This window comes from Pontibacter sp. SGAir0037, assembly GCF_005491705.1.
Lineage (GTDB): Bacteria > Bacteroidota > Bacteroidia > Cytophagales > Hymenobacteraceae > Pontibacter.
On record NZ_CP028092.1, the window covers coordinates 4,047,998 to 4,062,817 of the forward strand.

Annotated in this window: 13 protein-coding genes; 11 read left to right on the forward strand and 2 right to left on the reverse strand. The window is 47.0% G+C overall.

Features of this window, described 5'->3' with window-relative positions:
• Positions 1-53 precede the first annotated feature (53 nt).
• The 4 genes from C1N53_RS16680 to C1N53_RS16695 all read left to right on the forward strand — a co-directional run bounded on the left by C1N53_RS16680 (position 54) and on the right by C1N53_RS16695 (position 5,063).
• Entirely contained in the window at positions 54-1,154 is a 1,101-nt protein-coding gene (locus C1N53_RS16680) for an alkene reductase (protein WP_137760388.1), read from the forward strand.
• A 228-nt stretch (positions 1,155-1,382) separates the two neighbouring features.
• A complete protein-coding gene (gene ispF, locus C1N53_RS16685; RefSeq protein ID WP_137760389.1) occupies positions 1,383-1,868 on the forward strand; it encodes a 2-C-methyl-D-erythritol 2,4-cyclodiphosphate synthase in 486 nt (161 codons plus the stop codon).
• A gap of 29 nt (positions 1,869-1,897) precedes the next feature.
• The gene (locus tag C1N53_RS16690) at positions 1,898-3,538 is read left to right on the forward strand and encodes a M28 family peptidase (RefSeq protein WP_137760390.1); all 1,641 of its coding nucleotides are present in this window, start codon (positions 1,898-1,900) and stop codon (positions 3,536-3,538) included.
• A 151-nt stretch (positions 3,539-3,689) separates the two neighbouring features.
• On the forward strand, positions 3,690-5,063 hold the full coding sequence (locus tag C1N53_RS16695; RefSeq protein WP_137760391.1) for a LutB/LldF family L-lactate oxidation iron-sulfur protein: 1,374 nt from the start codon (positions 3,690-3,692) through the stop codon (positions 5,061-5,063).
• Between the two features lie 128 nt (positions 5,064-5,191).
• Here the strand turns inward: C1N53_RS16695 and C1N53_RS16700 are convergent, their stop codons facing one another.
• Both C1N53_RS16700 and arfB read right to left on the reverse strand, forming a co-directional pair.
• Positions 5,192-5,755 carry a hypothetical protein gene (locus C1N53_RS16700; RefSeq protein ID WP_137760392.1) on the reverse strand — a complete coding sequence of 188 codons (564 nt, stop codon included), beginning with the start codon at positions 5,753-5,755 and terminating at the stop codon, positions 5,192-5,194.
• A gap of 92 nt (positions 5,756-5,847) precedes the next feature.
• A complete protein-coding gene (gene arfB, locus C1N53_RS16705) occupies positions 5,848-6,258 on the reverse strand; it encodes an alternative ribosome rescue aminoacyl-tRNA hydrolase ArfB (protein WP_137760393.1) in 411 nt (136 codons plus the stop codon).
• 134 nt (positions 6,259-6,392) lie between these two features.
• On the opposite strand from arfB, the gene C1N53_RS16710 reads away from it, so the two are divergent.
• From C1N53_RS16710 to C1N53_RS16740, 7 genes are all read left to right on the forward strand, one after another.
• Positions 6,393-6,773: a sensory rhodopsin transducer gene (locus C1N53_RS16710; RefSeq protein WP_137760394.1), complete on the forward strand. Its 381-nt coding sequence runs from the start codon at positions 6,393-6,395 to the stop codon at positions 6,771-6,773.
• A gap of 9 nt (positions 6,774-6,782) precedes the next feature.
• Positions 6,783-8,444: an alpha-amylase family protein gene (locus tag C1N53_RS16715; protein WP_137760395.1), complete on the forward strand. Its 1,662-nt coding sequence runs from the start codon at positions 6,783-6,785 to the stop codon at positions 8,442-8,444.
• Between the two features lie 57 nt (positions 8,445-8,501).
• Positions 8,502-10,193: an alpha-amylase family protein gene (locus C1N53_RS16720; protein ID WP_137760396.1), complete on the forward strand. Its 1,692-nt coding sequence runs from the start codon at positions 8,502-8,504 to the stop codon at positions 10,191-10,193.
• A gap of 11 nt (positions 10,194-10,204) precedes the next feature.
• A complete protein-coding gene (locus C1N53_RS16725) occupies positions 10,205-11,167 on the forward strand; it encodes a TIGR03885 family FMN-dependent LLM class oxidoreductase (protein WP_137760397.1) in 963 nt (320 codons plus the stop codon).
• Between the two features lie 164 nt (positions 11,168-11,331).
• Positions 11,332-12,411 (forward strand): site-2 protease family protein, encoded by a 1,080-nt coding sequence (locus C1N53_RS16730; protein WP_137760398.1) that lies wholly within the window; start codon positions 11,332-11,334, stop codon positions 12,409-12,411.
• A gap of 171 nt (positions 12,412-12,582) precedes the next feature.
• Positions 12,583-12,972 (forward strand): BlaI/MecI/CopY family transcriptional regulator, encoded by a 390-nt coding sequence (locus C1N53_RS16735; RefSeq protein ID WP_137760399.1) that lies wholly within the window; start codon positions 12,583-12,585, stop codon positions 12,970-12,972.
• Positions 12,969-14,819 carry a M56 family metallopeptidase gene (locus tag C1N53_RS16740; RefSeq protein WP_137760400.1) on the forward strand — a complete coding sequence of 617 codons (1,851 nt, stop codon included), beginning with the start codon at positions 12,969-12,971 and terminating at the stop codon, positions 14,817-14,819. Before C1N53_RS16735 ends, C1N53_RS16740 begins: the two co-directional genes overlap by 4 nt.
• Position 14,820: the final 1 nt, after the last annotated feature.

The window sequence follows — 14,820 nt, forward strand, 5'->3', positions numbered from 1 at the left end:
CTCTAACTCAATAACTTTCTAACGTTTTAAACATTTTAATATCCGAATATTCTATGTCTCAACCACTTTTAAAATCTATATCTCTGCATGGCCTTGAACTGAAGAACCGTGTAGTAATGGCCCCCATGACACGCAGCAGAGCTACGAACCCTGAGAAGGCGCCAACCGATATACATGTCACCTATTATAGGCAACGCGCCGGAGCAGGTCTTATTATTTCTGAGGGTTCACAGATATCGGAGCAGGCTGTTGGCTACACGAATACGCCAGGCATACATACTGCAGCCCAGGTAGAAGCTTGGAAAAAAGTGACGCAGGCCGTGCACGAGGAGGGAGGAAAAATATTTCTGCAACTGTGGCACGTAGGCCGTATGTCGCACCCCGATTTTCACAATGGCAACCTGCCTGTTGCACCGTCTCCTATAAACCCCGAAAGCAAGTCTTTTACGCCGGAAGGTTTTAAAGACACGGTTACTCCACGAGAACTTACCATTGATGAGATTAAAGCCATCGTGCAGGACTTTAAACAAGGTGCTCAAAACGCTATAGCAGCAGGATTCGACGGCGTAGAGATACATGCTTCTAACGGTTACCTGCTGCACCAGTTCTTTGTAACTACAGCCAACAAACGCACTGATGCCTACGGCGGGTCTAAAGAAAACCGCACCCGAATACTTTTCGAAATACTGGATGCCATAAAAGAAGTAGTGCCAGTCGAGAAAGTGGGGGTACGCCTGAACCCAAGCCTGCACAATCTGTTTGGTATTACCTTAGACGAAAATACCATCCCGACTTACGATTATATTATCGGAAAGCTGAATGAGTACCAACTGGCTTACCTGCACCTGACTGAACCGGGAGCCAATGCAAAAGATGTTCCGCATGCAGAGCCGCAAATTGCCAAGCGTTACCGCCCCATCTATAAAGGCAACCTGATTATCAACGGCGGCTTTACGCAGGAAACAGGCAATAAAGTAATAGAAGAAGGCGATGCCGATATGGTAGCCTATGGCGTACCGTTTATTGCTAACCCGGACCTGCCGAAGCGTTTCGAACTGAATGCCGAACTGACACCAGCCGATCCGAACACGTTTTATGTGCCGGGCATTAAAGGCTATATTGACTATCCTTCACTTGAGGAGGTAGAGAAATAACAGTTAAAAGAATTTTAAACCTTTTCAAGAACAGCCAGTCTCTCTTAAGCAGAGACTGGCTGTTCTATGTTACAGCAATTCTACTGCAAAGGGAGGGTAAGCCGGGGCAAAGGCCAAAAAATAAGCTATTCCCATTCGTTTAAATATATTTTAAGCTACTTTTACCATTTGCAAACCTGCTCTACAGGCAGGAGGCGGTAATTTTTATCTTAATAACTTCTGAAGCACATGAAATTAAAGATAAGGACTGGCTTTGGTTACGATGTTCACCAGCTACAGGAAGGGCTGGATTTCTGGTTAGGTGGCATCAAAATACCACATACCCATGGAGCTTTAGGCCATTCCGATGCCGATGTACTGATACATGTAATCTGCGACGCACTTTTGGGAGCCGCCAATATGCGCGACATAGGCTATCACTTCTCCGATAAAGACCCCAAGTACAAAGGCATCGACAGCAAGATTCTGCTAAAAGAGGTGGTGCATTTGCTGGCTATGGAAGGCTTCGAGATTGGCAATATCGATTCTACTATATGCCTGCAGGAGCCGAAGGTAAACCCACATATACCTGCTATGAAAACCTGCCTGGCTGAGGTTATGAATATTCCGGAAGCAGATATTTCCATTAAAGCCACCACTACAGAGCACCTTGGCTTCGTTGGTAAAAAGGAGGGCGTGGCTGCCTTTGCTACAGTACTTGTTGTAAAGCAATAAACTAATCTAATACTTATACCTGAACACCTATGAAATATAATCATTATTATGCGTATGCGGTAATGGCAGCCTTATCGTTTGGCTGCGCTAAAACGCCTACTGCTTCTACTTCGGGCCCTGTTACTGATGTAGCCAAACTACAGGCAGCGGCTCCGACTTATGCCGCTACTATTACAGCAGCCGACCTGTCTAAGCACCTGCACATTATTGCTTCCGACGAATACGAAGGACGCGACACAGGTGAAAAAGGCCAGAAAATGGCCGCAGAATATATTGCCCGTGAGTTTAGAGAAGATGGATTGACAGGACCAGTAAAAAATGGTTCTAACCCCTACTACCAGACATTCGACCTGGAGCGCAGCCAGTGGGGCGAAGGCTACATTATGGTAAACGATAAAAAGTTTATGATGGGCCAGGACTTCTTTGTACTGGGAGCCTCTCCGTACCAGACAGAGCAAGCTACTGAAGTTGTGTTTGCCGGTTACGGGATAGACGATGCAAAGTACTCAGACTATACCAACCTGGATGTAACAGGCAAAATGGTAGTGGTACTGGCTGGTGAGCCTAAAAACAACCAGGGCAAATTCCTGATCAGCGGTACCGACAAGGCTTCTGATTGGGGCAACGACTTCCGTAGCAAGCGCAATGCAGCCGCTAAGCGTGGCGCGAAAAGCGTTCTGATTATGACGGGCAGCACCAGCGACGAATTTGTAACTCTTACGCAACGCTACAGAAGCTACGCCAGCAGACCATCTCTTGGTTTAAAAGCAACAGGACCGGCTCAAACGGCTACTGCTTCTATGTTTATTTCGCCGGCAGTTGGCACCGCCCTTCTGAATACTACACCTCAGAAAATGCAGGAATATGTGGCAGCGGTTACAAAAGCCGGAAAAGCGACGCCCGGCACTTTCAAATCAGCTGCTAATATCAAGGTTAAAACAGAGCGTGTAACTTCTGCAGTACCCACCGAAAACGTGTTGGGCTACATTGAGGGCTCTGATAAAAAAGATGAATTAGTGGTGGTAACAGCTCACTACGACCACGTTGGTGTAGAAGATGGCGAAGTATTTAACGGCGCAAACGACGATGGTTCCGGTACGGTAGCGGTTATCGAAATAGCGGAAGCTTTTGCAGAGGCAAAGAAAGCAGGTATGGGCCCACGCCGCAGTATGCTGTTTATGACGGTTACAGGCGAAGAGAAAGGTTTGCTTGGCTCGGAATACTATTCTGAAAACCCTGTATTCCCGCTCGAAAACACAGTAGCTGACGTGAACATTGATATGATCGGCCGCATGGACTATGACCATGAAAAGCAAAACGACAGCAACTATATTTATGTAATCGGCTCTGATAAACTTTCTTCTGAATTGCACCAGATCAATGAGGAGGCCAACCAGAAGTATGTGAACCTGAAACTGGATTATACTTTTAACGATGAAAACGATCCGAACCGTTTCTACTACCGTTCAGACCACTACAACTTTGCTAAAAAAGGTATTCCGATTATCTTCTACTTTAATGGTGTGCACGACGATTATCACAAAGCAACCGATACTGTAGATAAGATTATTTTCGAAAGTGCTGAAAAAGTGGCTCGCTTAGCGTTTCATACAGCCTGGGAACTGGCTAACCGCGAAAACCGCATTGTAGTTGATAGCAACAAAAAATAATACACTAAGCCTGCTATAACATACGTTAAACATAAAACAGCCACAGACTGATTGGCTTTTGAGAAAACACCCTAACTTTAAGGGTGTTTTTTCTTTTAAACCACACTCCTGATGTAGCCATACTTCAGGAAAGACCGTAGGGAGTATCATTATGAGTAGACTTAAACAGTTTTTGCAGGATGCAGAAACAAAAGCATTTGATCCCGCCCACCGCGCAACGATTAAATTCAACATTGGCAAGTACAATACAGCTGTAAAGCGTGGGCTTACCCAGTACCTCGACCATGAATTAGCCCGTGAGCGTGGCTCTTATATAAAGACAAACGTCATCAACAACCTGGATAAGTACCTGATGGAGTTTGAGGCTAATTTTACGGCCCGAGGTGGAAAAGTAATCTGGGCTCGGGATGCAGAAGAGGCATTAAAGGAAATTGGCCATATTATGAAGCGCAAACGTGCCCGCTCGGTTGTAAAATCGAAGTCGATGAGCACGGAAGAGATTCATCTAAACAATTTCCTGGAGAAGAACGGCGTAGAGGTAGTAGAAACTGATCTGGGTGAATACATTGTACAGCTGGCAGAGCAGCGCCCATATCATATTGTAACACCTGCTATGCACATGTCTAAAAAAGACATTGCCGATCTGTTTGTGCGCAAACTCAATATCGCCCCTACCGATAACGCCGAGGAACTGGTACTGACGGCCCGTAAGCTGCTGCGCGAGAAGTATACTTCTGCCGAAGTAGGTATAACAGGCGGTAATTTCCTGATAGCGGATATAGGAGGTGTGGCTGTAACTGAGAACGAAGGAAATGCACGCCTTTCTACCACGTTTCCTAAAACGCATATTGCCATTGTCGGCATTGAAAAGCTCATTCCCTCCATTATGGACCTGGAGCTGTTCTGGCCCTTGCTCAGCACCAGCGGCACAGGCCAGAACGTAACAGTGTATAATTCTATTTTCACCGGGCCTCGTCAGCCACAGGAGAAAGACGGCCCGGAAGAGATGTATGTGATTCTGCTCGACAACGGCCGCACCGAGCTGCTGGCACTGCCGGAGAAACGCGAAGCATTAAACTGTATTCGCTGTGGTGCCTGCCTGAACATCTGTCCGGTGTATAAGAATATTGGCGGCCATACCTACGAAACAACTTATAGTGGCCCGATTGGCTCGGTTATCACACCCCATTTAAATGGTATGGCAGAAAACAAGCACCTAAGCTATGCCAGCTCTCTTTGTGGTGCCTGCACCTCTGTTTGCCCTGTAAAAATAAACATTCACAACCTGCTGCTGCTTAACCGTAAACAAAGTGTTGATCAGGGCCTGGCAGATAAGCAGGAAAAAACAGCTTTTAAGCTGTGGTTAAAAGCCATGAAAAGCCGCAGGCTCATGAACATTGCACCATCAAGCCTCAAAAACTTTGTAATCAAACAAGTTACAAAAGATACCTGGAACAAGCGCCGGGCTCCTATTAAGGTAGCGCCAAAATCCTTTAACCAGATGTGGAAAGAAAGGAAAAAGTAGTTGATGATGTATTTCCGGAAGCACAGAGGCCCTACTTTACAATGAAAGCAGGGCCTCTGTGCTTCTGATAACCACCTTGCTCTCCGGCAACCTTTCCTAAAAAAAGAAGCGGGTGCAGGAGAGTAGCCTTAATCTTCCTTCTTCTTAAAAATCTTCTGAAATATATTCTCCTCCTCCTGCGATGCCTTGCTATTCTTAGACGTTTCTTCTTTTTTGCCAAACGGCCATAAACTCTTCTTTTTCTTCTTCTCGGGCAGGATCACATACCGGATAGAAACACCAGTTGAAAAGTCTGTCCAGTTTTCGTGGTTGAAATGCACGGCAGGCTGTATATCCGCTGACAGTAAAAAAGGCAGCCCATTCACTTTGTACTCTATACCACCAATCACATCCAGACCTGTAAAAGTGCCGTTGTCTTTTAAGTTTCCTACATGCCCGCCTGCTCCCATATAATAGTTAAAGCGCCTGCCTAGCAAAGGCCTGTGCCACTCGTACAGAGCAGTTCCTCTAAATTCATTAGAGCTCATAGACAAAATACCTTCTACAGTGCTACGTTCCTGCACTCTCTGCTGTATAGTAATGCCAAACTGATCGCTGTCTAACCTTATACCTGCAGCTGTACGATACACCTGTGCTTCACTTCTAAAAGCCACCGCTACTAATACGCATACTATAAGCCAACTCTTCTTCATTCTAAATTCAGGTTATAATCTATTGTTGCTGTAGAAGCAAATACCTTACCTATTGTTTCCAGGTAAACTAAAAATCTGCAAAAGTATTGCCCCTAGTAGTCTCCCCTAAACCCACGACCAGCTTTTTTCTCCGACTGCCGCTTTTTACTTTCGAGGCGCTGCCTAACAGAAGCGCGTGATGGTTTAGTGGCTTTTCGTTTTTTCTGCTGGGTTAATGCCTGCCTTAGCAGCTCATAAAACCTTTCTTTACAACGTTCTTTATTCTGCAACTGGCTACGCTCTGTCTGGCACACCACCTGCAAATAACCTTCGCCGTTGATGCGTTTTTCCAGCTTTTCCTGCACCAGTGCTTTTTCTTCTTCGCTGAGCAGTTGCGATTTTTCCACATGGAACCTTAGCTCTACCTTCGTTGCCACCTTGTTCACATTCTGTCCGCCAGCACCACCGCTCCTGGAGGCCTGAAAGGTTAACTCCTGCTCAAAATCCCTTTCTTTCAGATTCATATCGCGCATCTTTTAAAAGCCCTGCCTCTTGGGGTTCGTAACCAAAAGTTTAAATAAAACCGTAAGTATGCAAAAACTGTTGTGTATACAAGAAGTTTTTACGCAACCATTGCAACACCGACAAGAGCAAAACTATGAATAAAGCAATAGGGCACAAAACCTGGGCAATTGCCGAGGGTTACATTCCTTCTTATGGCACCGGCCCTGAGCCTGCGTTTACCAGCCACGAAACAGCCTGCATCTTAAACACATCCGATCAGGATGCCACCGTTAGCATCTGGATTTATTTTGAAGATAAAGATCCGATAGGTCCTTACATCCAAAAAGTACCTGCCCGACGCACTAAGCATCTGCGCTTTAACGACCTGCAGGACCCGCAGCCTGTTCCACGCGATACCGACTATGCCAGTGTTATAGAATCTGACGTGCCCATTGTGGTACAACATACCCGCCTGGATTCCCGTCAGTCGGAAAATGCGCTGCTCAGCACAATTGCCTTTCCTGTAAATTCTTAATGCACCCTTATGAGAGAAAAAGACCAATGGTACAAAGGGGGCATCTGGTACGCCCTTGACATTGAAACCTTTCAGGATACAGATGGCGATGGCAACGGTGACTTTCAGGGGCTGATAGGCCGTCTTGACTACCTGGCAACTTTAGGCATTACCTGCATCTGGATATTGCCTTTTTACCCGTCTCCGTTCCGCGATAACGGGTACGATGTAATGGACTATTATAACGTTGACAAACGTTTTGGCACTCTAGGTGATTTTGCAGCTTTTGTGCGGGAGGCAAAAGAGAGGGGCATCAGGGTTATCATCGATCTGGTTGTAAACCATACCTCCGATCAGCACCCCTGGTTCCAGGAGGCAAGACGCGATAAAGCATCAAAATATTATAACTACTACATCTGGCGAAAGAAAAAGCCTAAATCGCCTCATGCAGAGCCTATGTTTGGAGGCGAAGAAGATAGTATCTGGTCGTATGATGAAGTGGCGAAGGAATATTATCTGCATCGCTTTTACAGCCACCAGCCTGACCTGAACATTGTAAACCCTGAGGTTCATAAAGAAATACATAATATAATGGGTTTCTGGCTGGCTTTGGGCGTGGCAGGATTCAGGGTAGATGCAGCGCACATACTGGTGCAAACAGACCAGGAGGAAAGCAAGGAGCACTTTTATGAGCTGCTCGAAGACATGCGGAGCTATATCAACACGCACAGCCAGGACTGCATACTGCTGGCAGAGGCCACTGGTCCGCCAGCTATGGTCGGCAACTTCTTTCAGGAAGAGAAGCGTATGCACATGGCCTTCAACTTCCTGATAAACCAGTACTTCTTTCATGCCATGGCTATCCAGGAGGCAGCTCCTCTTATAAAAGGCTTCGAAAAACTACCTCCTATTCCGGAAACAGCAACATGGCTAAACTTTCTGCGCCACCACGACGAACTTACACTGGTAGACCTGGACAAGAAAGCCCAAGAGGAAATATTTAAAGTATTTGCCCCTGAAAAGGATATGCAGATTTTCGGGCATGGCATCCGCCGCCGCTTAGCGCCTATGCTACAGAACAACCGGCAGCAACTGGAGCTTGCCTATAGTTTACTGTTTAGCCTGCCCGGCACACCACTAATACAGTATGGCGCAGAAATAGGCATGGGAGACGATCTATCTTTACCTGGGCGCATCAGTGTAAGAACTGCCATGCAATGGCGCAACACCAAGAACGGCGGTTTTTCTACCGCTCCGCCCAAAGATTTGGTTCGACCAGCTATATCAGGCGGTGAGTTCGGGTACGAGAAGGTATCTGTAATGGCACAACAAAACGATAACTTCTCATTGCTTAACTGGATGGAACGCCTGATACGCATCAGAAGGCAATGCCACGAGATCGGGAAAGGGGTATGGGCCGTACTACAAACAGGTCACAAAGCAGTGTTTGCTCATAGTTGTGCGCTGCAGGCCACCCTGGTTGCTTTTCATAACCTTAGCGATGCTTCTGTATCGTTTAATGCACCTAAAATTATACAGGAAGCGGAGGAAGTGGTAGAATTGTTCAGCGACCAGAGTTATAGCCTTCCCACTCCTAAAAACGATAAGCTGGAACTGGGCCCCTACGGCTACCGGTGGTTCAGGCTTTCGGCGGAGAGAAGCCAGGATGAAATCAGAAAAGCAGTAAAATAAACCAGAGAATGCACCATAGGCACTGCCAGCACTCCTTTAAACCAACTAACAGAAAACATGATCATAGAAAAAGACTTCTGGTATAAAAATACGGTATGGTATGCCCTGGATGTAGAAACATTTCAGGACTCCAACAACGATGGCATCGGTGATTTCCGGGGCCTGATTACCAGAGTAGATTACCTGGCTACACTGGGCATTAATTGTATCTGGCTGCTGCCCTTTTACCCTTCGCCTAACCGCGACAACGGCTACGACATTATGGACTACTATAACGTAGACAGCCGACTGGGTAACCTTGGTGATTTTGCAGCTTTTGTGCAGGCAGCCAAAGAAAGAGGCATCAGGGTTGTTGTGGACCTGGTGATCAATCATACCTCCAGCCAACATCCCTGGTTTCTGGAGGCGCGCGAAAACAAAAACTCGCCTTACTACCAGTACTATACCTGGAGCAAAGAAAAACCTGAAAACCCGGAATATGAGCCAGCCTTTAGCGGCGAAGACAACAGTATATGGCAGTACGACGAGGTAGCCGGTGAATACTTTTTACACCGTTTTTACAAACACCAGCCTGATCTGAACCTGGCTAATCCTGCCGTACGCAGGGAAGTTCACCAGATAATGGGCTTCTGGCTTTCTTTGGGCGTGGCAGGCTTCAGGGTAGACGCGGCACATATACTTGTTCAGAACGATAACCCTCAGCACCAGGAAGAGTTTTACGACCTGATAGAAGATATGCGCGAGTTTATATCGAACCACAGCCGCGATGGTGTACTGCTGGCAGAGGCTTCAGGACCTCCGAAAGCAGTGGGCAAGTTCTTTAAAGGCAAAGAACGTGTGCACATGATGTTCAACTTCCTTTTAAACCAGCACATGTTCCTGGCACTGGCTACAGAAGAAGCAAAACCGCTGCAAAAAGGGTTAGCGATTCTTCCCGAAAAAGATTTTACCTCTCAATGGCTCAACTTCCTGCGCCACCACGATGAGCTAAACCTGGAAGATCTGAAAGAAGAAGAGCAAAAGCACGTATTCGAAGCGTTTGCACCAAGTGAAGATATGCTCATTTTCGGCAGAGGCATCAGGCGCCGGCTGGCCCCCATGCTCAACGGAGACCAAAAGCGCCTGGAGTTAGCTTACAGCCTGCTCTTTAGCATGCCGGGCACACCTGTTATTCAGTATGGATCAGAAATAGCAATGGGTGACGATCTTTCTTTACAAGGCCGCAACAGCGTAAGAACAGCCATGCAGTGGTCGCCTGAGCGCAATGGTGGATTTTCGGAAGCTGCACCTTCTAAACTGCCACGCCCATCTATTGCCCAGGGAGATTACGCCTACACGAGAGTAAACGTAATACGGCAGCAACACGATAAAAACTCAATGCTCAACTGGATGGAGCATACTATCCGGTTGCGGCGGCAGTACCTTGAAATCGGTAATGGAGAGTTAGAAATACTTAAAACCAACCATAAAGCAGTATTTGCACATACCTGCAGGCTGCATTGTTTCGTATTAGCCGTACACAACATGAGCAGAGAAGAAGTTTCGGTAACGCTACCCATACTGGAAGAGGAGCATGAAAGCGTACTGGAGCTTATGAGCGACAACGGCAACTATACATTGCCCAAGAAAGGTGAGCTAAAACTAAATGCCTACGGCTACAGGTGGTTCTATATAAGACCATCTGAAAATGCTGGTACAAAAGCAGAAAAGAGCAGCAGTAGTTCTAAAAAGCAGGGAAAGAAAAAATAGACAAGGAAACTATGATAAAATTAGGATACCACGCTTCGCACGAGCAGTTTAAGCCAAGCACTTTGTTGAAATTCGTACAAATGGCAGAGCAGGCAGGTTTTAATGCCTCCCTCTCATCCGACCATTACGCTCCCTGGAGCCTGGATCAGGGAGAGAGTGGCTTTGCCTGGTCGTGGTTGGGTGCCGCCATGCAAGCGACAAACTTGTCTTTTGGCATTGTAAACGCGCCGGGGCAGCGGTATCACCCGGCTATTATTGCACAGGCAGCTGCCACGCTTGCCGAAATGTTTCCCGATCGCTTTTTCGTTGCCATGGGAAGCGGACAGTACATTAACGAGCACATTACCGGTGGCCCCTGGCCGGTAAAACAGGACCGCAATGCCCGTTTAAAAGAATGCGTGGATATTATCCGTGCACTTTGGGCTGGCGAAACAGTTACACACCACGGCTTTGTGCAGGTAGAAGAAGCAACGCTGTATACCCGACCAGTTACGCCGCCTAAAATTATTGGGGCAGCTATTACCGAAGAAACCGCGCGCTGGGTTGGCAGCTGGGCCGACGGCCTGATTACCGTATCCAAACCGCCAAAAGAGCTGAAGAAAATGGTAGATGCTTTCAGAGAGGGAGGCGGAGAAGGAAAACCGATGTACCTGAAGGTGCAGCTGTCTTATGCAGATGATGAGCAACAAGCCCTACAGGGGGCACACGATCAGTGGCGATCCAATATTTTCCCGAGCCCGGTGCTATCCGACCTGCGCACAGCCAAGCAACTGGAACAGGCGGCCTCCTTTGTGCGGGAAGAAGACCTGCGGGAGCATGTACGCATATCTTCTGACCCGAGCCAGCACATAGAATGGTTGCAGCAGGATATTGATTTAGGTTTCACACAGCTTATGCTCCACAATGTGAACCTGCAGCAAGAGCGCTATATCGAAGTGTTCGGAGAGAAGGTAATACCTCAGCTTTTGAAATAGCTTTTCCGAATTAGCAGAGAGCACAAACAGGAAGGCAGAAGCACCTGGTAAACAAAATCTTGCCTTTACCTGTTTTTATGCTGGTTTATAATTAAATAAAAAAAGTGCTGCACCTGATGATATATTCCGGCATACTAAAATTTGTGTCTCTTTAAACAAAGCCAATGAAATGGTCACTTAGCCTCGGACGAATAGCAGGTATCCGTATCCTGATGCACTGGACGTTCCTTATCCTGATTGCCTGGATTGTGTTTCAGGAAGTGAGCCGGGGCAGCGACACAACTACCGTATTAATAACAGTAGGGTTTGTGCTTTCGCTCTTTCTGTGTGTGATTTTGCATGAGCTAGGCCATAGCCTCACAGCCAGGCGTTACGGTATTCCTACAAAAGCTATTACACTGCTACCTATTGGCGGACTTGCCAGCCTGCAACGTATGCCGGAAAAGCCAAAACAGGAGCTGCTGATTGCTGTTGCCGGACCTGCCGTAAATGTTGTGATCGCCTTAGTACTCTGGCTTATCTTACCTCCTCTTAGAGAAACACCGAACGAAGCCTTTTTTACCAGAATCACTCCTCAGAATTTTCTTTACCTGCTGATGATGGTAAATGTGATTCTGGTTGCTTTTAATGCCATTCCAGCGTTTCCCATGGATGGGGGCAGGGTTTTGCGGGCTCTGCTGGCTTTTAAGCTGGGCAGAGTACGCGCCACACAAATTGCTGCCAACCTGGGGCAGTTCCTGGCTATCTTCTTTGCCTTTATCGGCTTCTTTTATAATCCTTTCCTCATTCTGATCGGAGCTTTCGTTTTTTTCGGGGCTTATTCCGAAAACATCATGGTGCAGCACCTGGACTTTCTGCGGGGCCACAAAGTACGCGAGGGCATGATGACAACTTTCCTGACACTGGCACCCACCGATACCATACGTCATGCTCTAGACAAACTGCTTATGGGTTCTGACCAGGATTTTCTGGTAGAGCAGGACGGGCAGGTACTTGGCACGCTTACCCGTATGCAGCTTATACAGGCAGTGAAAGAAGAAAAAATGCAGGCAGTTGTTACAGAGATTATGACAACGGAGTTCTGCAGATTTGAGGCGAAAGATAAACTTGCCAAAGCCTATACTGAACTTCAGAGATCTAAAGCACCCCTTTGCCCTGTATTCGACAATGGCAGGCTGGTTGGCGTTATCAATTCAGAAAACATCAACGAGTTTATCATGATCAAATCTGCTCTCACACATTAGACTGCTTTTTCCTTAAACAGTAGATTTTACGCTTTTCCAGTGCAGGCTTGCCTCTCCATTTTCCCACGTCACTTTAACTACGAAAAAAATCGTACTAATTGTTTTTATTTACGAATTATTTCGTATATACTTGTATAGAGGTAACCATCAAACTACAACCAACTGTTTTATATGAGTTTAGAACACCAGCATAAACCTACAGAAGCCGAACTGGAGATACTACAGGTACTCTGGCAACATGGCCCCGCTACCGTCAGGTTTGTACATGAGGAGTTAAGCAAAGCCAAAGAGGCGGGTTATACCACAACTTTAAAGCTCATGCAGATTATGGCCGAAAAAGGCATGCTGGAGGCAGATAAAACCAACCGGTCGCATATATACCGCCCACTGCTGGAAGAAGAGAAGACACAGCAGCAGCTCTTAAATAAATTCCTGGACGCTACCTTCCGGGGCTCAGCCATGAAGATGGTGATGCAAGCCCTCGGCAACCGCAGCACTTCTAAAGAAGAACTGGACGAAATCAGAAACTTACTGGATAAACTGAAAGGAGGAGAAAAATGAATTTTAGCACACACCTCTTACCTGAGCCTATAACAAGTGCTATAGGCTGGGCACTGTTGCACTCTCTCTGGCAGGCTGCCCTCGTGGCCCTGGTAGTTGCCTTACTCATGATTGCTTTAAATCGCCACAGCGCCCATACCCGGTATAAAGCAGCTATGGCCGGAATGGCCGTTACGTTTCTGTTGTTCCTGGCTACTTTCTGCCACTACTATACCTCAGAAGCCCCGGCAACACCTGTAACCTCTCTGCATACACAGCATTCAGGTATAACTTACACTACCGCCACTGCACCCCAGGCACCAGCAAGCTTCTGGAGCAGCGCCCTTGTAACCGGTAAAGGTTACTTCACACAGCATTTGCCATTGTTCGTAAGCCTGTGGCTGATGGGGCTCCTGGTTATGTCGCTTCGTTTTTTAGGAGGTTTAGCTTATGTGCAGCGGCTTCGGCAGTATAAAGTACAGCCACTGGAGGAAAGGTGGCAGCAAACATTACTACGCATACAGGCGGGTGTGGGAGTGCACCAGGCGGTAAAGCTGCTGGAATCGGCTCTTGTACAGGTACCCATGACGTTCGGCTACCTGAAGCCGGTTATCCTGCTGCCTGTTGGAGCCGCAACAGGTTTAGATATAAAGCAATTGGAGGCTATTCTGGCACACGAGCTGGCGCACATCAAGCGCCACGATTACTTGCTTAACCTCCTGCAGCAGATAGCGGAAACCATTTTCTTTTTCCATCCGGCTGTTTGGTGGCTGTCAGGGCAGGTACGTACCGAGCGAGAGCACTGCTGCGACGATCTGGCCGTGGCAGCCTGCAACGGCGACACCTTTACCTATGCCCATGCCCTAACACAGCTAGAGGAACTGAGAATGCCTGCATCGCCAGGCCTTGCTCTTGCCTTTACAGGTAAAAAAGGAACATTACTCAGCAGAATAAAACGACTAATCATGAAAAAAGAATTAAGACCATCTTTCGGAGAAGGCTTTGCCGCTGCCCTGGTAATAATAGGCGGCATGCTACTACTTTCTTTCGGTGCCTGGGCGGGTTTGAAAAACCAGGAACAACAGGATTTTAATGCCTCCCTACTTCCAGCTCAGGAAAAAACAGCTGACGCAGCACTTCTGCCAGCCAACAGCATTCCAGAAACGTCAGAAGCCTTACAGGCATCTTCTTTTACCTTGACCGACACCACCGGCCAAACCTCTAACCTCATCATTATCAAAAACAAAAAAGGAGATATTGCTGAATTGTATGTAAATGGCAAGCGTGTTCCGGACAAAGACATACCGGAGTTTCAGCAACTGATAGAGCAACAATTAACGGAAAGCAAAAAAGCACCGCGTATGGCGGCTAGCGAAAAAGAGAGTTTAAAGCAAGTTGCTCGGAATGCCTTGCCGACAGATGAAGCGGCGGCACCAGTTCCTCCTGTGGCCTCTCCTCCTGCTTTGCCCATTCCTTCAGTAGCCAAAGCTAGCAAAGCAGAGACAATTAACACACAGCGGTCTGTGTCATACGCACGGGTACAAAATTCAGATAAACAAAGTACCATAACAGGCACAGGAGTGGCTAAAGCAAGCCAAAGCATTAACGGGAAAATCACCAATATTTCAGGATGGGAGGCAAATGAAGTGAGCTATGAGAAGATTGTAAGCGAGCTGCAGCGGGAAGGGCTCTTGGATAAAGATGCAAAAGATTATGAACTCACCATTAACCAAGACGCTTTTTACATCAATGGGAAAAAGCAAACGCAGCAGCATTACGAAAAATATAAAAGCCTTCTTTTGAAAGATACCACAGAAGGCTTGGATAACTATAGCATTACCATTAAACATTCTAGCAAAGAAAACTGAT